Origin of the sequence: Gracilibacillus salitolerans (assembly GCF_009650095.1) — a bacterium.
In the GTDB taxonomy this organism is placed as follows: Bacteria; Bacillota; Bacilli; order Bacillales; family Amphibacillaceae; genus Gracilibacillus; species Gracilibacillus salitolerans.
The window spans coordinates 3,431,530-3,451,886 of the sequence record NZ_CP045915.1 but is presented as its reverse complement, the minus strand read 5'-3'; the positions used below and the strand labels follow the sequence as shown (position 1 = coordinate 3,451,886).

Annotated in this window: 12 protein-coding genes and 1 riboswitch; of the genes, 7 read left to right on the top strand and 5 right to left on the bottom strand. The window is 37.3% G+C overall.

Annotated elements, in window-relative coordinates; translation table 11 throughout:
• The 3 genes from GI584_RS16545 to GI584_RS16535 all read left to right on the top strand — a co-directional run bounded on the left by GI584_RS16545 (position 1) and on the right by GI584_RS16535 (position 2,768).
• A complete protein-coding gene (locus GI584_RS16545; RefSeq protein ID WP_153791901.1) occupies positions 1 to 579 on the top strand; it encodes a dihydrofolate reductase family protein in 579 nt (192 codons plus the stop codon).
• Positions 580 to 660: 81 nt separating this feature from the next.
• A riboswitch (purine riboswitch) is annotated at positions 661 to 762 on the top strand.
• Positions 763 to 879: 117 nt separating this feature from the next.
• Positions 880 to 1,470: a xanthine phosphoribosyltransferase gene (locus GI584_RS16540; RefSeq protein ID WP_153791900.1), complete on the top strand. Its 591-nt coding sequence runs from the start codon at positions 880 to 882 to the stop codon at positions 1,468 to 1,470.
• Positions 1,467 to 2,768 (top strand): nucleobase:cation symporter-2 family protein, encoded by a 1,302-nt coding sequence (locus tag GI584_RS16535; protein ID WP_153791899.1) that lies wholly within the window; start codon positions 1,467 to 1,469, stop codon positions 2,766 to 2,768. The genes GI584_RS16540 and GI584_RS16535 overlap by 4 nt, the downstream gene beginning before the upstream one ends.
• 276 nt (positions 2,769 to 3,044) lie before the next feature.
• Here GI584_RS16535 and GI584_RS16530 read toward each other — a convergent pair whose 3' ends face one another.
• On the bottom strand, positions 3,045 to 3,857 hold the full coding sequence (locus GI584_RS16530; RefSeq protein WP_153791898.1) for an ATP-grasp domain-containing protein: 813 nt from the start codon (positions 3,855 to 3,857) through the stop codon (positions 3,045 to 3,047).
• 162 nt (positions 3,858 to 4,019) lie between these two features.
• Between GI584_RS16530 and GI584_RS16525 the strand changes: the two genes are divergently transcribed.
• A complete protein-coding gene (locus GI584_RS16525; RefSeq protein ID WP_153791897.1) occupies positions 4,020 to 5,135 on the top strand; it encodes a PQQ-dependent sugar dehydrogenase in 1,116 nt (371 codons plus the stop codon).
• Positions 5,136 to 5,186: 51 nt separating this feature from the next.
• On the opposite strand, the gene GI584_RS16520 is transcribed toward GI584_RS16525, so the two are convergent.
• From GI584_RS16520 to GI584_RS16505, 4 genes are all read right to left on the bottom strand, one after another.
• Positions 5,187 to 5,594, bottom strand: a complete 408-nt coding sequence (locus GI584_RS16520; protein WP_153791896.1) for a VOC family protein — start codon at positions 5,592 to 5,594, stop codon at positions 5,187 to 5,189.
• Positions 5,595 to 5,724: 130 nt separating this feature from the next.
• Complete coding sequence (locus tag GI584_RS16515; RefSeq protein WP_153791895.1) at positions 5,725 to 8,259, bottom strand: LamG-like jellyroll fold domain-containing protein; 2,535 nt, start codon at positions 8,257 to 8,259, stop codon at positions 5,725 to 5,727.
• Positions 8,260 to 8,631: 372 nt separating this feature from the next.
• Positions 8,632 to 10,128, bottom strand: coding sequence for an alpha-L-arabinofuranosidase C-terminal domain-containing protein (locus GI584_RS16510; RefSeq protein WP_153791894.1), 1,497 nt, complete (start codon positions 10,126 to 10,128; stop codon positions 8,632 to 8,634).
• A 255-nt stretch (positions 10,129 to 10,383) separates the two neighbouring features.
• Complete coding sequence (locus tag GI584_RS16505; RefSeq protein WP_228552265.1) at positions 10,384 to 12,798, bottom strand: transglycosylase domain-containing protein; 2,415 nt, start codon at positions 12,796 to 12,798, stop codon at positions 10,384 to 10,386.
• A gap of 225 nt (positions 12,799 to 13,023) precedes the next feature.
• Here GI584_RS16505 and GI584_RS16500 point away from each other — a divergent pair, with 225 nt between their 5' ends.
• The 3 genes from GI584_RS16500 (at position 13,024) to GI584_RS16490 (ending at position 20,322) form a co-directional block, all read left to right on the top strand.
• A complete protein-coding gene (locus GI584_RS16500; RefSeq protein WP_228552264.1) occupies positions 13,024 to 13,230 on the top strand; it encodes a DUF3949 domain-containing protein in 207 nt (68 codons plus the stop codon).
• A 373-nt stretch (positions 13,231 to 13,603) separates the two neighbouring features.
• Complete coding sequence (locus GI584_RS16495) at positions 13,604 to 16,705, top strand: rhamnogalacturonan lyase (RefSeq protein ID WP_153791891.1); 3,102 nt, start codon at positions 13,604 to 13,606, stop codon at positions 16,703 to 16,705.
• A 515-nt stretch (positions 16,706 to 17,220) separates the two neighbouring features.
• On the top strand, positions 17,221 to 20,322 hold the full coding sequence (locus GI584_RS16490) for a rhamnogalacturonan lyase (RefSeq protein ID WP_153791890.1): 3,102 nt from the start codon (positions 17,221 to 17,223) through the stop codon (positions 20,320 to 20,322).
• The last annotated feature ends 35 nt before the right edge of the window (positions 20,323 to 20,357 follow it).

Genomic DNA, 20,357 nt, shown 5'->3' with positions numbered 1-20,357 from the left:
ATGAGAAAAATCATAAGTCAGATGATGATAACAGTGAATGGCTTGGTCGAAGGACCTCATCATGAATTAGATTGGCATGTAATAGATAACGAATATTATCAGTACAACGATAAGCTCTTTAGAAAAGTGGATACTTTATTATTTGGAAGAGTAACTTTTCAGCATATGGAAGCCTTTTGGCAAACTCCCGTTGCTTATGAGAAATTTCCAGAGACAGCTGAAAGGATGAATCAGTATGATAAAATCGTATTTTCTAATACATTAGATCAGGTAACCTGGCAAAATACCAGCTTAATCACTGGAAAGGAATTCGAAAAACAACTGAGGCAATTAAAGAAGCAAAACGGAAAGGATATGTTAGTGTTGGGTAGCTCAGATTTGGTGTCAGCTTTAACCGAGTATGGACTTGTCGATGAGTACCATTTGATCGTTAATCCAGTTGCATTGGCAGCAGGTAAGAGGTTATGGAGCGGTTTAAACCATTCCATAACATTACAGCTAATAGATAGTAACGTATTCCAATCAGGTAATGTGTTGTTACGTTATCACAGGCGCAATCACGAATATTCTGATGAATAAAACGGAAATAATTCGTGATTTAACCGAAAAAACTTGAAAAACATCTTGAAAACAAACAATAACGTGTTACAATATAGAAACAATATTTTTATAATATTCACTCGTATAATCGTAGGGATACGGCCTACAAGTTTCTACCAGATTACCGTAAATGATCTGACTATGAGTGAGCAATGGACGTTATGGCAATTCATATTTTTACCAATAACGAACAATACCCAAAGATCATTGCTCATCTCATAAGGTGAGTATCGATCTTTGGGTTTTTATTTGTTTATTTTTAAAATTGGGGTGACGATCATGGAAAAACTACAACAGAAAATAATCGAAGAAGGGGTAGCACTCTCAGATACGGTGTTAAAAGTGGATAAATTCCTTAATCATCAAATTGATCCACAATTAATGCATGAGATAGGCAAAGAATTTGTCAAACGATTTGAAAATAAAAAGATTACAAAAATCGTTACACTTGAATCATCTGGCATAGCCCCTGCTGTCATGGCGGGATTAATCTTAGATGTTCCAGTTGTTTTTGCCCGTAAGAAAAAATCTCTTACTTTAAAGGACGGGCTGATCACTTCTACTGTTTATTCTTATACAAAACAAGAAACAAACGAAATATCGGTTGCAGAAAAATTTCTGAGCAAAGATGATCATGTATTAATCATTGATGATTTTCTTGCCAATGGACAAGCAGCATTAGCTCTTATCGATATCGTAGAAAAAACAAATGCAGAGGTAACAGGTATTGGCATTGTGATTGAAAAGGCCTTTCAAGATGGTGGAGACATATTACGTAACAAAGGTTATCAGATAGAGTCGTTAGCACGAATAAAATCTTTGGGAAACAAAAGTATTGAATTTGTCAGCGAGAAGGAGTATGCACAATGAAATTAACAAAAGGGAAAATGGCATCATTAGGTTTACAGCATGTGTTAGCAATGTATGCGGGGGCAGTAATTGTACCCTTGATTGTCGGAGCGAGCATCGGTCTTGCAAATGAGCAACTCACTTACTTGATTTCGATTGATATATTAATGTGTGGGGTAGCGAGTATCCTACAGGTTTGGAAGAATAAATTCACTGGGATTGGCTTACCTGTTGTTTTAGGTTGTACCTTTACAGCAGTTGGTCCGATCATCGCAATTGGGAATCAATATGGTATTACTTCCGTTTATGGATCGATTCTTGTATCAGGTTTAGTAGTCGTATTAATTGCGAAATTTTTCAGTAAGTTGATCAAGTTCTTCCCACCAGTCGTTACCGGTTCTGTCGTCACGATTATAGGGATTACGTTAATTCCAGTAGCAATGAATGATTTGGCTGGGGGAGAGGGAAGTGCTGATTATGGTAGCTTCACTAATTTAGCACTAGGTTTTGGAACACTACTCGTGATTTTGTTAATTTTTCGTTTTGGTAAAGGCTTTGTTCAAGCAATTGCTATATTACTTGGTATATTATTAGGAACTGTAACGGCCTATTTTATGGGAATGGTTGATTTAAGTCCTGTAGGAGAAAGTACATGGCTGCATTTGCCAACACCATTCCACTTTGGAACACCTGAGTTTCATTTAACACCTATTTTAACGATGACGCTAGTAGCTATTGTAAGTCTAGTTGAATCAACAGGGGTATATTTTGCTTTAGGAGATATATGTGATAAGAAGTTGGAAGATAAAGATTTGGAAAAAGGTTATCGTGCAGAAGGTGTCGCAATTATATTCGGTGGTATATTTAACTCTTTTCCGTATACAACCTTCTCACAAAATGTCGGTTTAATTCAATTATCCGGCGTACGCACTAATAATGTTATTTACACAGCAGGAGTTATGTTGATTCTACTTGGCCTTGTACCAAAAATTGGGGCATTAACGTTGGTTATCCCAAGTGCAGTATTAGGGGGAGCAATGGTAGCGATGTTTGGAATGGTCATTGCTTACGGGATTAAAATGTTAAGTAATGTTGATTTCGCATCACAAGAAAATTTATTAATTGTTGCATGTTCTGTAGGAATGGGATTAGGTGTAACAGTTGTACCAGAAATCTTTGCTGGATTGCCTGAAAGTATAACGATATTAACCGAAAGCGGAATTGTAATTGGGAGCTTAACAGCAATTTGTTTAAATGTTATTTTTAATTTTAGAAAGACAGATCAAACTAATATGAAAGACTCAGAAAAAGCAGCATAATGAAAAGCCAGCATACAAGTAATAATATGCTGGCTTTTATATGTTATCAAAAGTATTACCACAGTATTTGGAACTGGTGCTTGTTATTTTATTTAGTGAAGAAAATAAATTTAAGAGCGATCAAGATTTGTTAATAAATTAAGATAAACAACAAATCTTCGTGGAGGGGTAAAAGATTTGTTGAATAAATCAAGATAAACAACAAATCCTAAGAGTAATCAAAAGATCTAACTCGTTCAGATTAACAGACTCTGTTCTTTCTGCACGTTTTTTTCTTTAAGAAATAACTTTTCCTGGTGTAGGTGAGGTTGGGTGTGGTGGTACAAACTGTTTCGATATATAATGGTGAATTGCTTGTGCAACTGTCATTTTTTGATTTGTTAGTCCTTGATTCCCAAACAACACATTAAACTCCAAAATATAATATTTCCCTTCACTTACTAGAATATCAAATCCAGCATGATCAATATGTAATAGATTGGCAACCTTCGAAACTAATGCCAATGCCTCTGCCGGAATAAATTGATGACTAACCTCTCCACCTCTTGCTACATTGTGGAGAAATTCTCCTTCGAGCCCAATACGCCAATAAGCGTCATGAATTTGATCACCAACGACACAAACACGCAAATCCTTCCCGTCATTCGGCAAATATTCTTGCACATAGAGTACATCGTTATTACGAGCATAGTTTATAAAGTGTGCATTATTTTCAATTAGAAATACCCCTTTTCCCATCGAATTTTTTGCTTCTTTCGCAACAAAAGGGAAGGGAAAGGTCTCTAAAATATGTGCGATATTTCTATCTGTACTTGCCAAAATTTCTGTGTAAGGAACATTCTCTTTCGCAACCGACCACAGTGCCCGGGTCATCTCAATTTTATTAGCACCGATTTGCATCGTCTCAATGCTCGGGAAAATTTGCTTTTTCAACCCATAAACAAGAGTTGAGACTTGCCATGTTTCCGGAAACAGAATAAGATCTGCTTCTTTAATTATATCGATCTCATTAAACATATGCTCTGGCTTAATATAGCGTACTCCTGGTATTCCAATCGTTCGAAAGGCGTTAAAAGAAACTAGTTTCATTTTTCATTTCTCCATATTTAGTTTTTTACTTAATAGTAGCATGGATTTTGAAAAAAGCTAGATTTATCTATTACTAAAAATAGATTCTCAGAAATTGGCATTTAAAGATTGGAAGAGTTAACATGGTACTTAAGTATACAAACTTATTTTGAGGAGTGAATAATGTTGAATAGAGAATGGTTCATATTGTTATTTATTCTATTTTTTATCACTGCTTGCTCCGCAGATAAACAACCAAAATTGATTGAAGAACAGCCAAATAGCTCCAGTGAGACTAAGAATAAAGACCAATCAGATATAACGGAAATTGCAGAAGAGCAGGAAGTGATTGCAGAAAATCTGAATGTTCCATGGGCCATTGAAACAGCAGATGACACTTTTTACCTAACGGAAAGACCAGGAAGTATTGTGAAGATTGAAAATGGACAAGTCGAAAGACAAAATGTTGAACTTGAAAAAGAGCTTGCCACCGCTGCAGAAGCGGGTCTGTTAGGTTTCGTATTTGATCAGGATTTCTCTGAATCCAATCTGGCATACGCTTATTACACCTATAAGGATGATACAGGTCAATTTAATCGGATTGTGAGACTTCGTTTAGATGACGATACATGGACGGAGGAAGAGGTGTTACTCGATAAAATCCCAAGTGGAGCTTATCATCATGGAGGAAGGTTAAAGATAGGGCCTGATCATAAATTATATGCCACAGCTGGGGATGCATCTGATGCTGAAATTGCCCAGCAAAATGAATCATTAGGTGGAAAAATCCTGAGAATGAACCTTGATGGTTCAATACCTGCCGATAATCCATTTGAAGATTCTTATGTTTATAGTCTTGGACACCGTAATCCTCAAGGCTTAACATGGGATAAAGATGGTACACTATATGCAAGTGAACATGGCAACAGTGCGAATGATGAAGTAAATAAATTGGAAGCTGGTCAGAATTATGGTTGGCCTATCATTGAAGGCAAGGAAGAGCAACAAGGTATGATTACGCCATTATTTACCTCAGGAGCAGATACAACTTGGGCTCCATCTGGTATCGATTATCACGATGGTAAATTATATGTAGCTACTTTGAGAGGGGAAGCTGTAATAGAATTTGATCTTGAAACAGGGGACCAAAAGGAAGTTGTTTCAGAACTTGGCAGAGTACGAGATGTATTAATTAAGGATAATAACTTATATATTATTACGAATAATACTGATGGACGTGGAAATCCAGAAGAGGATGATGACATACTTTATAAAGTTTCACTATCAGATATAGACTGATTATATAGTTAAAAAAGCGCTATTGAATAGGTTCAATAGCGCTTTCCTGTATTATTCCGTACTTAATTGCCAGTGGATCCCATACTTGTCCGTTAATTTTGCATAATTCTCCGACCAGAAAGTTTTCTGCATTTCCATTTCCAATTTACCGTCTTCCTGTAAGATCTTATATGCGTGTTGTATCAACTCAACATTATCAGATACAACAGTAAGATTAACATTATTACCTTCTTTGTATTCCATACCTGGCGTCACATCGGAAAACATAATCGGTGTTCCATCAACAAAAATTCTTCCATGAACGACTAATGGCTTTACTTCTTCTGGTATTTCCTTCTTCTGTACTGGCATGTCCCCATAAGTCATTATTTCAGCTGGTTCTGTTTGAAAAGTTTTTTCATAAAATTCGATTACTTCACGAGCATTTCCATTAAACATTAAATAAGGATTGACTGGCATTAGCAAAACCTCCATCGTTAGATTATCTCTTCTTTTTACTTTACCATAATGTCACTAATTGTTTGAGGAAAGTTCCTATAAATAGTTAAAAAAGCTCTTTTCCATAGTTGGAAAAGAGCTTTTTACTTCACTATTGAGATGAAAGTTGGTTTAGTTGTTCCGGTGATAGTTCTCCATTAAAAATTTGTAAATCATCGATATATCCTTTAAATGGCGTATCCCAGTGGTTTACTCCAAGGCTGAAATCTGCGTCTGCATTTGTAAATATATCTGGGAAGTTGGATCCTACGAATTCTTCCTCACCGTTCAAGTATAATTTAACCGTTCCGTTATTGACAGAGAATGCTACATGTGTCCATTCGTTCGTATTAATCGTGTAGCTGCTTGGAGCGTCATACCATGCTTCACCTGACCATAGCATAGTTCTGTCACTTGCAGGTCCTTGTGGCAACATACTAATCCAACTGCTGAATTCTCCTCCGAAGAAAGTAGTTGTGTATGTTGACAGGTCTTCAGGGTTTACCCAGAAAGAAACAGAATATTGATGGTTCGTAATCAAATTATCTGGTAATAATACACCAGAATCACCATCAAAGTAGATTGCTTGTCCACTTACACCTTCTTCATAGGAAATGGACCCGCCAGTATTGGTGATTCGATCCCCCGTTATGGTACCAGTTCCGAAGTCACCATGCTGATCTGATAAATTACTGTCGAAAGGAAAATGACTAGTCAATTCCGCATTTTGATAGGGCAACACCGTAATCTCAAAGGATTTTGTAGCTGTTTCTTCTCCTTGTGTTATGGTAGCAGTTAATGTTGCGTTTAAAGAGCCTACTTCTTCTGAAGGACGATCGATTTCGCCAGTATTGGTAATAACCGACTCATCTGATGTTTCCCAGCTAATTGTTGCTCCATTTGCACCCACTGTAGGTAATTCTAAATCACTAACTACTTCATTGGTATTTCCTAAATTAAGTTCCTCTTCTATAGCTTTCACAACTTCAGCATCAGTTCTATCCGCTTGCTGACTTCCCCAAATAGCTATTCCTTGATCAGAAATTGCTGTAAATGTCATCACATATTGTTCTGATACTTCATCCCATTGAGGAACAAATACGCCTTTATATGTTTCATCATCAAGTGTGATTTCAGCCTGATTGTGATCTGTTTTCTTCCAAGTTCCTTCTGCAGCACCAGTCACTTTATTGTTTTTCTCTAAAGTAATATACTCAGAAGTTTCTATGGCACCAGAGTATTCATTCCCGTGATTAATGAATTTGTACAAACCTTCTATGTCTTGTTTATTAACTTTTTCAAGTGCTTTTCCTGTGTAACGGTAAGGAGATACAACTGGCCAATCGTCTTCATTCATAAAAATGGAATGAATTCTCATTTCATGTGCTTCACCTTGATTAGGAAAACGAGAATGGAAGACTAGCAATTGTTCTCCTGTATCTTCATCTAAATAAACAGAATTATGACCAGGAGAAACATATCCAAAGCCATCTCCATCGCCAGCTTCTCCAATTTTTCTGTCAAACATAAAATTACCCATTATTTTATTACCATATGTGTGGTTCGATACATTACCAGGAAGTACAGCATCCTGCCCTTTGGCATCTAGATAAGGCCCTTCTGGAGCTGTTGCACGGAAAACTCTCATATTATATCCGCCGTCTGCACCTAGCCAGCCGTAGGTTACGTATAAATAGTAGTAGCCAGTTTCTTCATCGTATACGATATATGGTCCTTCACCTGATTTGGTGTAACCGCCGGCAATTTTGGTGCCAAAGTAGCGGTCGATCATTCTGCCATCTTCCGTTTCACCGTCTTCTTCAGGATAAATAACCTGACCGGTCTCTTTATCTATTTCTAATAAGAATAAACCGCCAGACCATGAACCATAAGTCATCCAAAGCTTTCCATCTTCATCATAGAATAGGTTGGCATCGATTGCATTAGGGTACATCGTATTATTAAATGATCCATCACTACTAAACCAGTCGTCATTTTCTTCTGCTAATGTACCATCTTCTACTAAGGAAGAAATATTTGTGTTTTCCCATTGCTTATTAATAGTACTATTATTATCATAAGCTTCTTCTTCTGTGAATCCTGAATATACAACAGTATCTACGTATTCATAAGGTCCTTCAATATCTTGTGAAACGGCATAGCCGATCGCAGAACGAATGTATGTTGAAGACGCACTGTAATAGATCATATAGGCACCTGTTGATCCATCTTCATTGACATAATCTTCATTATAAAAGATATCAGGTGCCCATACAGCAAAACCGCCAGCGCTATCGGCATCGTTTTCTCCAGCCCATTCAAAAGAGCCTGCTAGGTTTTCTGATAGATCACCATACAGTGTGTTATCAGGGGTTGTATAACCATTGGTGAATCTATCCCAACTTATAAGATCCTTAGATTTTGCTGCTTCAATGTGTGTACCAAAAGCATAGAAGGTATCACCGTCTTTAATAATGGAAGGATCATGTACGGATACGTTATTAAAATGAGGAACAGGACCTTCCGAGGGTTGTCCAGGTTTATTACTGTTGTCAGATTGCTGTGAATTTTTTGTCGCACCTACTGTCGCTGGAATTAACATAAATACGAGAAATAATAAAATCGATTTTCTAATAATAGATTTCATGTAAATGCTCCCTTCTAAATTTTTATTACAATCACTTATGAATTCCCCATCACATTCCTCCCTTCAAAATACACTAACGCAATGTATGCGTTTCCATTTTATATTAATAAATAAAAATATTAATCGGTGTTGGTTAATACCTATATATTCATAATAATGTTATCAAAATTGTTAATTAAATATAAAAATAATTATAATGGTACATTAATTTATTAACAATAGAATACAATAAAATTATTTGGTTTTCAATATTGTAATATAAATGTAATCTAATTGGTATACTTGAGGAAAGGAAGGGAGAGGTTTCGAAGATTAGTAGAACAGAAAGAAACCCTGTTTCCATAAAAGAGTCCAAACAGGGTCAACATTTGATTATTCAAATACCAATACATTAACTGAATGAGGCTCCACTTCTACAGCTGCTTCATATGCATTTACTTTCACCGTATGTTGGACAGTTTTACAATTGTCCAGTTGATCTATATCATTGTATGCATCTTTAGAAGAGCCTATTATGGAATAGACGGTTCCATTCTCGAATTGAATGTTATTTTTTATGTTAATCACTCTTTTTTCATTTGGGTGTCTGTTAATAATCGCTATTCTTACGTTTTCTGATCCTTCTCTTGTTGTAGCAATGACATCTAGTGATGGTACGTGATACGTTTTTCCTCCGTGCTTAACTTCAAAGAAATCATTTTGTGAAGTCCAAGTATCGACAATCTTATCTCCCATACATTTCGTGTATAACTCAAATACATAGTAAGTAGAACGTAAGACAAGTCCATCTTCATGTGTGAAAATAGCACCGCGAGTATTAATCACAGGCGCGAAATTTGCCATTCCGATAACATCACTATGTTTTAAACAAGTATTTAGGAAACATGCATTAAAAACAGCGTCTGCCATTGTATAGGTAGAATTAATATCATTTCGATCTCTTGATGTAATAATATCATCGGCCATCCAATCTCCTCTATGGACATTTGGATGATGCCATCCCCGTAAATTCCATTCGTCAAAAGCGATCTTGATTTTGTTTAGATAACCGAGTGAACCTAGAATATGTTTTGTTTTTAAAATTTGTTCTTCTATTTCTAACGTATGGATCATACAAGTTTCATATGGGGAAGGGTTGTCCACTTCATGAAGTCGATCCCAATAACCGTGAATAGAAATCCAATCTAGAAAGTCTCCAGCTTCTTTTAAAAGATTGATATTCCAATCCAAGTCAGAAATACTGGCAGCGAGTAATTCAATTGTGGGATCTACTCGTTTCATCATTTTAGCGGATTCTAATACTAACCGGGCCCATTCTTTTTGGTCTTTTGCTCCAATTTCCCAATTACCATAGTTTTCATTACCGATGCTCCAGTACTTCACGTTGAATGGCTCTTTAAGGCCGTTTTCCTGTCTCATTTTTGCGTATTTTCCTTCTTCTTTGAGATTACAATATTCTACCCAATTGCTCATCTCTTCTGCTGTACCAGTTCCTGCATTTGTACAAATATATGGTTCTGCTCCTATCAAGCGACAGAAGGCAACAAATTCGTCTGTTCCGAACAGGTTTGGTTCTTCTACTCTCCAAGCTTTATCAAAAAAAGGTTCCCGTTTTCCAACCCCATCTTCCCAATGATAGTTGGATACAAAACATCCACCTGGCCATCTGACAATAGGAGTTCCAATATTTTTTAAAGCATCTAGTACGTCCTGACGGAACCCTTGTTCATCTGAAAGAGGTGAATCAGGGTCGAAAATTCCTCCATAAATTTGGCGATGAAACTGCTCGATAAAATGACCATAAAGCATAGAGTTGCCACTACTTAAAACACGTCTCGGATTCACTTCAACCTTTGTTTCTTTTGTCATAATTTCCACCTCGTTTTTTTGAAATAAATGAACTAATTAAAAGTAAGACAAAGAAATGAATACTTTTACTATACATGTTTAACGTTAGTTTATAAAGCGTTTACAATATAATGAATGCTTATCTCATCTTTTGTTATATTTTTACTAGTGAATTTAAATAGATTAATTGCGCCACAAACTATTCACCCCCGTTTCATGCTTGTGAAACGGGGGTGAATAGTTTGCAGATTTAGCAAATAGAGGTAGTGGCTTTCTTTAATCCTCTTCTTCCTCATTATTATTTTTATCTGATTCTATACTTTCTTCTTCCTTATTCGATTCATCATCCGAACCCGGTTGATCTGTCTCGTTAGAGTCATTTTCTTCTTGAGAGTCCTCACTGTCTTCTTCACTATTGTCGTTTTGCTCTGAATTATTGTTGGCATCCTCATCTGTATTTTTTTCTTTTTTATCACGGTTGGAAGCATTATTGTCGTCAGAGTCTTGTTTTTCCTGATTATTGTCTTCTTTTTCTTCTTTTTTCTTTTTCTCTTCTTCTTTCTTCTTTTCTTTCTCCATTTTTTCCTGTTCTTTTTTCTCTTCCTTTTGATCTTTTTCTTTCTCTTTCTTCTCTTTTTCTTCTTGGTTATTCGAATTATTATTTGTTGTGTCCTTTTGTACTGGCTTATACTCCATTGGTATCGTCGTTCCTTTTACAAATAACTCTGCTACAATACTGCTGGAAGGAGTGTGGTTAGATGCGACTTTGCCATTACGTGTGTCAATCATTACTTCTTCTACGCTCGATGGTTTTGTGAAATCTGCTGTTTCGATATCTTGGGAAGCATGGGACATAATTTCCTTGAATAATAACCTGGAAATGCGTGCATCTTCTTTGCTGATGAATTGCTCTGTAGAAGTAGTCTCGTAGCCGGTCCAAACAGCAGCAGTGTATTCTGTTGTATAGCCTACAAACCAAGAATCGGTAGACCCAGCTGAAATACCTTCTGGAGGGTTTGTCGTTCCTGTTTTACCAGCCATAGGTAAGCCGTCAATTCTGGCAAGTGTACCGGTACCTTCTTCGACTACATCTTTCAACATATCAGTAATCATATAGGCAGTGTAATCATTCATTGCTTTTTGTCCTTCTGACTCCAATTCTCTTACTTCACCTGCTGGATATTCTACTTTAGTAACAGCGTATGGTTCGTGATATTGTCCATTATTTCCAAATGTTGCATAAGCACCAGCCATTTTTAGTGGAGAGACACCATCCTCATTTCCGAAGCCACCAATTGCATAGGAAGGGTAAGCATGTTCTAGGTCAATACCAAGGTTGGCGGCAAATTGTTTGGCTTGATCATTTTCTAATTCTAAGAATGTCTTGATCGCGGGAATATTATAAGAGTTTACCAGTGACTCTCTCATCGATACAATACCATGGAATCTGCCATCATAATTTTTGAATTCTTTTCCATCAAGTTCAAGTTTTTCATCTTTAATCTGATGATACGTAGACCAGTTGTTATATTCAATCGCTGGTCCATAGTCTAGAATCGGCTTTATCGTTGAACCGGGTTGACGCTTTATATCTGTTGCAAAATTGAACCCGCGTTGTATGCCTTCAGCTTCTGGATCACGATTACCACCGATCGCGCGGATGGCACCCGTTTTAGTATCCATTAATACAACTCCTGCTTTAAAAGCTTCATCAGGAAAAGGGATCGTATCCGTTCCTGTCATTACCTCGTTAGTAAAAGCTTGTGCCTCTGGATCAAGTGTCGTATATATTTTGAAACCACCATTATAAAGCTCATTCTCCTCAAAACCTTTTTTAATCAATTCTTCTATGGCATAATCAATAAACCCTTGATAGGAATTGTTTTCTTGTTCTTGAGAGAGCATGCTTTCTATTTCTGTATTCTTTGCCTCTTCAGCCATTTCTGAGGAGATGAAATTATGTCTCTCCATCGCGGATAATACAATTTCTCTTCTATCTGTCGCTGCTTCTGGATACTTGAAAGGGTCATAACCGCTTGGACGTTGCGGAAGTCCTGCGAGCAAAGCTGCTTCTGAAACAGTAAGTTCACTGACGTCTTTGTTAAAGTAAACTTCTGCAGCTGCACCTAGGCCATATGCACCATGACCGAAATAGATGGTGTTGATATACATTTCTAAGATTTCATCCTTCGAATAATTCTTTTCCATTTGAATGGCAAGGTATGCTTCCTGTGCTTTTCTTTTTAGAGTTTTTTCTGGAGATAGGTAAGTGTTTTTTACTACCTGTTGGGTGATTGTACTACCACCCTCAGCTCCCCAGCCTTCTTCCATATTTGCCAATATTGCTCCAGCGATACGCTTTAGATCAACTCCGGAGTGCTTTCGGAATCGAGCATCTTCTATTGCGATAAAAGCGTTCTGAACCTGTGTTGGAACATCATCAATGTTTACAGGTAAGCGATGCTCGTTACCGGTAATATTGGCAACCTTATTCTCGTTTTTATCATAGATGACGGAAGTGCTTGGATTTTGTAATTGCTCTTCTGATAATGCAGGTGTATCTTGAATAAGGGCGAATAGAGAGATGCCCCCTATAATCAGCAAAGATAAGAAAATGAGAAAGGTTGCGATGATGATTCTGATGCATCTTTTTTGTTTTCTTTTTCTTCTTGTGGTTCTTTTCATTGTCATATGACTCAACCTCTCTAACCTTCGTTCTGGTTGAAAACTACCCGTTTTTATCAATCTGTAAACCATATGTAAGATGCAGCTTGTTATATACATATATCAGAGTAATTTTTTGGAAAATGAAACCCCGAGCAATGATCATTCGTATAATATACTAGAAAGAATTTTGTATGGGAGTTGTCTATTTTATTAGGAAACGTCCTATTGATCATGGTAGGTGCATACATATTGTTATCATCAGTTCTCGTCCCTTTTCAGTATCGTTATTTGGAAGGTTTAGAAGAAGAACAATATCGAAACTGGAAGAATCAATCAGACTACTATAAAAGTAAGAGTGCTGCTGAACAGGTTCTACATGCAAATGCTCAAGGAAATCTGCTATTTGTTCTTGCTAACGTTATGGCATATATTATCTACAAAATAATAAAGCACTAGAATAAATAAACGAAATGTCTGGGACAAAGTTCATAGTTACATGGTGAAATCTAGTACTCTTTAATCATCTTTCTGTTGAGAGAGTAGAAAAGAAGTACTAGCATTTTTTTGATTTATTTGAATAAGGCATTACAAAAATGTATTATATAACCTTTAATTGCTAACGGAATCAACGGGTTAGGATTGTGCAAAAAAATGATATAGTCGGGAATAACAAAGGTTGCTAGGCTAGAAGAAGAGATTCTTTTTATTCACAATCAAAATGTATCCGCTTTCTTTTGTGGAAAATAAGAAAAAGGAGGATTGTAGATTTAAAAATGTGAAGGAAAAAATCTCCTGTTGTACATTACTTTCTAAAAGGAGTGAAGGTATATTGCCTAGTAAAAGTCTTATGAAAAAGCATTTTTTACTTATTACGATTGGAATTCTCATTTTATCTTCTTTTTCTATTGTACCGACTGCCTTTGCAAACGACGATTTTCAGACAGTTTATGGGACAGATTTTGGAGATGCAGAGCCGCTAGAAATGGAAAATTGGGGTTTCTCTACTTTTGCTGCAACTGTCTCTGTTAATGAAGAAGACATAGCAGGAAACGATACTGCGAAGCTGGATTTTAGTATAGTCGATCAATCTGGTGGACGTGTTGCCACAAAAGATTTTGACAGTGCGGTAAAAGGAACCCAAATTCAAGTGAAATTGGACTGGTATCCTGGTAAAAACAATGATAAAGGTAGTAATGCAAACGAAAATGCTGGGGAACTTCGAATCGAAGATGAAGCCGGAAATAAGGTGTTTACGATCAACAATACCAATAATGCACCTTTAACTTTCTTTGCTGGTAACCAAGAACCAGTTGAAACTGGAATTACGAATCCGGAAGCATGGTACGAAGTCGACATTAACTTTGATCTTCTTGAAAATATGATACATTTCTCGATCGGTGATGAAAGTTATCCGGTATCCTTAGAAGATGTTGCTTTTGACGGGTCGGTTGATAAATTGAAGTTAGTCGGGATTCGAACATCAGGAAATAATCATACATGGACAACTTACTTGGATAATGTTGAAATCAATCAAATACCTGTTGTTGAAAACGCAATTACCGCTGTTCATGAATTACCATATCAGCGAGTATTCCTTGGTGAAACTACTACAGACATTGATTCGATAGAATTACCAGAAACTGTACCGGTAACTTTAGCAAATAATAGTACAGTAGATGCACCGATTGCAAACTGGCAAGTCGTTGGTGAGGAGTGGAATCCTGATCAGGAAGGCGTATACTTGTTTGAAGGAGTATTAGCAGAATCAGAGGAAATCGAAAATCCTTTTGACCGAACAGCAACTGTTTATGTCTATAATCGCTTAACACCTCCGGAAACTAATCGTGAAACGGAATGGTTGGATCGCGGTGTGATCGCCCTTCAAGCAGAGGGTGGAATTTTTGTATCCTGGCGATTATTATCGGACGAATACGATCAAGATGTTAGCTTCGATATATTCCGTAATGGGGAACAATTAAATGATCAGCCTTTGAATGTAACCAATTATTTGGATGAAGATGGGAACAGTGGAGATGAATACCGTGTAGAAACAATCGTAAATGGGGAAGTAACAGAAACGAACGAAGTAGATAGCTTGAGTGAAGACTATTTATCGATTCCGTTACAAAAACCAGAAGGTGGTACTACAGCAACAGGAGATTACACTTATACGGCTAATGATGCCAGTGTTGGCGACCTTGATGGTGATGGAGAATATGAAGTTATTTTGAAATGGTATCCAACCAACTCCATTGATAGCTCGCAAACCGGCATGACAGGTCCAACCATTTTTGATGCATATAAAATGGATGGTACGTTATTATGGCGAATTAATATGGGTCACAACCTAACTTCAGGAGCGCACTACCATCAATTTGTAGTTGCCGATTTCAATGGTAATGGAAAAAGTGAGTTTTTAATTAAATCGGCAGATGCAACAACTTCTTACGGGACGACAGATGGAGAATATGATCCTAATAAAGTGTTGAGTGTGATCGGAAATCCTGAAGATGATGGCAAATGGGTAAATGATAGTGGCCATGTCTATGGAGGTCCTGAGTATATGTCTGTTTTTGATGGTGAAACAGGTGAAGTGATAGATACGATTGACTATGCATTTCCTGTTGAAAAAGAAGAAGGAGATGGCGGGGCTTCCTGGGGTGACACCTGGTACAACCGTTCTGACCGTTTCTTATCTGGCCTGGCTTATTTAGATGGGCAAACACCAAGTGCAATATATGGCCGCGGTTATTATGAACGAACTAGTTTTGTTGCCTATAATTTAGTGGACGATGAACTTACAGAGGAATGGACATTTGATTCAGATGAAGCAGGCCGAGGTAGTAGTTTAGGATTTCACAGTTTAGCGACTGGTGATGTTGACAACGATGGTTTCGATGAAATTATTGCTGGATCCTTAACCTTAGATCATGATGGTACGATTCTGTATGCAATGGATGGAGAAATGGGGCGTGACGAAGGCTCACATGGTGATGCTTTACATGTAGGTGCTTTTGATCCAGCACGTGAAGGTTTACATGTTTTTGGCGTTCATGAAGTTCCCGCAGTAGCTTCTGTCGAGTATCATGATGGTGCCACTGGCGAAACCTTGATGGCTTACTTTGCAAATCGGGATGTAGGTCGCGGCCTTGCAGCCAATATCACTTCCAATCCCGGATATGAATTCTGGGGAACAGGCGGAAATGATGCGGAAACTGGTGGTGGTATATATAATGTCCAAGGAAATGTACATGCCGATAGCTTCAGAGATGCTGGATTATCCGTTAACTTTGCCTTATACTGGGATGGAGATTTACTTCATGAACTATTAGATGATACAGCCATTACGAAGTATCAGGAAGATAGTGGACAAGCAAATGTTATGAAAGATTTTGAAGGTGTTGTCAGTAATAATGGAACAAAAGCGACTCCGTCATTACAAGCGGACGTTCTTGGAGATTGGCGTGAGGAAGTAATATTACCGACAACGGACAGTAATGAATTACGAATCTTCAGTACAACTGTTCCAACTGAATATCGATTGCCGACTTTAATGCATGATTCGGTTTACCGTATGGGGATTGCATGGCAAAACTCTGCATATAACCAACCACCGCATATTGGTTACTATTTAGGTGAGGATATTCGTGATCAAGTGCTAGCTGGAGAATTAGAATTTCCTTCTGTTAATTACACAACATCTTTTGCTGGGCTGAAGCATCAAGTGGATATGGAAGTAACAGCAGCGAGTGATCAAGTACTAAGAAATAAATTAGAACAAGCAGAACATCACCTTGAAAAAGATCGTACCGAACAAGCAGTTAAACAATTAGAAGACTTTATGAAACATCTAAAACGAAGCGATCTAGCAGACGATGTTAAAGATAAATTATTACAAGATGCTGAAACAATCATAAATAGCTGGTCTTAAACACCAAAATCCCGGAGAACGATTAGTTCCCGGGATTTTTTAGAATACATATCATTGTACATAACATCTAAAACCCCGACGTAACTTCTTGGTTTTTCTCTCATTTGATTAGAAAAAGATACGAAGCTGTGGAAAAATGCGATACTTCTGAGAGCCAGCATCAGGGATTTTTACTACATCTCGATTTTTTTAAAAATCTAGTACTCTTTGTTCATAGACCATATGAGATAGAATAGAAAGGAAGTACTAGAAAATTTTTGCCATCCCTTTACAAACATTCACAAAAAAGTATTATATAGCTTCAAATACTTGTAAAATCAATGGATCAATCTTTTGCAAAAAAATGATATAGCCAGGAATAATAAAGGTTGCTAGGCTTGATGTAGAGGTTATGTTTCACACCCTAAATAATGTATGCGCTTACTTTTGTGAGTAGGAAGGAGGGGAGTAGAGAGCATTGAGGTGTGCAAGTAATCTCCTATTGTGATTACTTTTTAAAGGAGCTGAAGTGAATAGTGCACGCTAAAAGTCGATTAAAAAAACAATTTATATTTATGACCGTTGTAATCTTGATTTTATCTTCTTTTTCTATTGTACCGACTGCCTTTGCAAATGATGAATATCAAACAGTATATGCAACTGATTTCGGTGATGCTGAGCCGTTAGAAATCGAAAACTGGGGCTTCTCTACCTTTGCGGCAACATTATCTATTAATGAAGAAGACATAGCAGGCAATGATACAAAAAAGTTAGATTTTAGCGTTGTCGACCAGTCTGGTGGACGAGTTGCTACAAAGGATTTTGATAGTTCAGTCAAGGGTGCTCAAATTCAAGTGAAATTAGATTGGTATCCCGGCACAATCAATGATAAAGGAGTCCATCCTAATGAAAATGGTGGAGAACTCCGTATCGAAGATGCAACAGGTAATACAGTATTTACCATTAATAATACTAATAATGCACCTATAACTTTCTTTGCTGGTAACCAAGAGCCAATCGAGACAAACATTACAACTCCTGAAGCATGGTATCAAGTAGAAATCATATTTAACATCATCGACAATGAAATACTATTCTCTATAGGTGATGAAAATCATGCCGTGTCTTTAAATGATGTTGCGTTTGATGGTTCAGTTGACAAGTTGAAATTTGTCGGCGTACGAACATCTGGAAATAACCATACTTGGACAATGTACGCAGATAATATTGAAATGAGTCATATTCCGATTGAAGATAATGTGATCACGACGGTTGAACAATTACCATATGAAAGAGTTTATGTTGGAGAGACCACTTCCAATATTGATTCTATCGGCTTACCGGAAACAGTTCCCGTAACCTTAGCAGATAATACTACTGTTGAAGTTGCTGTTGAGAGCTGGCAGGAAGATGGACAATCATGGAATCCAGATGAATCTGCTGTATATAAGTTTGAAGGGATTTTAGCAGAATCTGAGGAAGTAGAAAATACATTTGAACGAACGGCAACAATTTATGTCTATAATCGCTTAACTCCACCAGAAACAAATCGTGATACGGAGTGGCTCGGTCGAGGTGTGATTGCATTACCATCTGAAGACGGTATTTTCGTATCATGGCGCTTATTGGCTGATGAATATGATCAAGATGTCACGTTTAATGTATTCCGTAATGGTGAAAAAATAAATGAACAACCACTAGAAGTAACAAACTTATTAGATGAAGATGGAAATGATGGAGATACGTATCAGATTGAAACGATAGTAAATGGTCATGTGACGGAAACAAATGAAGTCGACAGTTTGGATAAGGACTATTTATCAATTCCGCTTCAAAAACCTGAAGGTGGAACAACTGCAACAGGAGATTATAGCTATTCTGCCAACGATGCTAGTGTTGGCGATCTTGATGGCGATGGAGAATATGAAATTATTTTAAAATGGCGTCCATCTAATGCAATGACAGCACTTCAGGATGTTATAACTGGTCCTACTATTTTTGATGCCTATAAGCTCGATGGTACACCATTATGGCGTATGAATATGGGAATGAATTTAACATCAGGTCCAGCATATCACCAATTTGTAGTAGGTGACATGAATGGCAATGGGAAGTCAGAATTTTTAATCAAAACAGCTGATGCTACAACTGTTTATGGTGTAACAGACGGTGTTTTTGATGAAGATAAAGTCATTAGTGTGATTGGCAATCCAGAAGATGATGGTAAATGGATTAATGAAGGTGGACATGTAGTAACAGGTCCTGAATATGTATCGGTTTTCGATGGCGAGACAGGGGAAGACATTGATACGATTGACTTTGCTTTCCCGGTTGAAAAAGAAGAAGGAGATCAGGGAGCATCATGGGGGGATGATTTCTATAATCGTTCTGACCGCTTCTTGTCTGGTTTAGCCTATGTTAATGGAAAAACACCAAGTGCCATTTATGGTCGTGGTTATTATGAAAGAACTACCTTTGTATCCTACAGCCTTCAAAATGGCACTCTTGTAGAGGATTGGACATTTGATACAGATGAAGCAGGACGCGGAGAAGGCTTGGGTAACCATAATTTAGCTACAGGTGATGTAGATAATGATGGATATGATGAAATTATCGCAGGTTCATTAACATTAGATCATGATGGTACCATTTTATATGCAATGGATGGGGAAATGGGACGTGTGAAAGGTTCCCATGGAGATGCCCTCCATGTAGGTGCTTTTGATCCTGACCGTGAAGGCCTTCATGTATTTGGTGTACGTGAAGATTCAGAAGTAGCTTCATTAGAATATCATGATGGAGCAACAGGCGAAACCTTAGAAGCGTTTTATGCATACAAAGATGCAGGACGTGGTGTTGCGGGAAATATTACCTCTAAACCTGGCTATGAATACTGGGGCACTGGTGGAGCAAATGTTGATGATGGCGGTGGTGTTTATAATGTGCAAGGAGATGTAATCGAGGAAAGTTTCCGCGATATTGGACTTCCTGTTAATTTTGTCACTTATTGGGATGGTGACTTATCACATGAATTACTTGATCATACATCGATCACTAAATATGATGAAGCAACAGGTGAAGCGAACGTTATCGAAGAATTTGAAAATGTAGTAAGTAATAATGGAACGAAAGCAAATCCAAGCTTACAGGCAGATATTTTAGGTGATTGGCGAGAAGAAATCATATTCCCAACAGAAGATAGTTCTGAATTAAGAGTATTTAGTACGACGATCCCTACTGAATATCGATTGCCAACTTTAATGCATGATTCTGTTTATCGAATGGGAATAGCTTGGCAAAATACTACCTATAACCAGCCACCACATATTAGTTATTATTTAGGTGAAGATGTTCGTGAGCAAGTGTTAGCAGGAGAATTAGATTTCCCTTCTGTTGATTACACACCATCTTTAGCCAGCTTGAAACATCAAGTAAATCTGGAAGTAACTTCAGAAAATGAGCAAGTATTATTAAACCAATTAGATCAAATAGAACACCATCTGGAAAAAGGTCGAGCTAAACAAGCAGTAAAGCATCTTGAAGATTTTATGAAACATGTAAATCGAAGTGACCTGGCAGATGATGTCAAGGAAGGACTAGTGAACGATGCTGAATCAGTGCTGAATAGCTGGTCATAAATAATCAAAACCCGGAGAATTTTTCATTCTCCGGG

Coding starts and splice junctions, on each gene's coding strand:
- GI584_RS16525 (WP_153791897.1), top strand. CDS start 4,020: ATGTTGAATAGAGAATGGTTCATATTGTTATTTATTCTATTTTTTATC.
- GI584_RS16515 (WP_153791895.1), bottom strand. CDS start 8,259: ATGAAATCTATTATTAGAAAATCGATTTTATTATTTCTCGTATTTATG.
- GI584_RS16540 (WP_153791900.1), top strand. CDS start 880: ATGGAAAAACTACAACAGAAAATAATCGAAGAAGGGGTAGCACTCTCA.
- GI584_RS16520 (WP_153791896.1), bottom strand. CDS start 5,594: ATGCCAGTCAATCCTTATTTAATGTTTAATGGAAATGCTCGTGAAGTA.
- GI584_RS16530 (WP_153791898.1), bottom strand. CDS start 3,857: ATGAAACTAGTTTCTTTTAACGCCTTTCGAACGATTGGAATACCAGGA.
- GI584_RS16505 (WP_228552265.1), bottom strand. CDS start 12,798: ATGACAATGAAAAGAACCACAAGAAGAAAAAGAAAACAAAAAAGATGC.
- GI584_RS16510 (WP_153791894.1), bottom strand. CDS start 10,128: ATGACAAAAGAAACAAAGGTTGAAGTGAATCCGAGACGTGTTTTAAGT.
- GI584_RS16545 (WP_153791901.1), top strand. CDS start 1: ATGAGAAAAATCATAAGTCAGATGATGATAACAGTGAATGGCTTGGTC.
- GI584_RS16535 (WP_153791899.1), top strand. CDS start 1,467: ATGAAATTAACAAAAGGGAAAATGGCATCATTAGGTTTACAGCATGTG.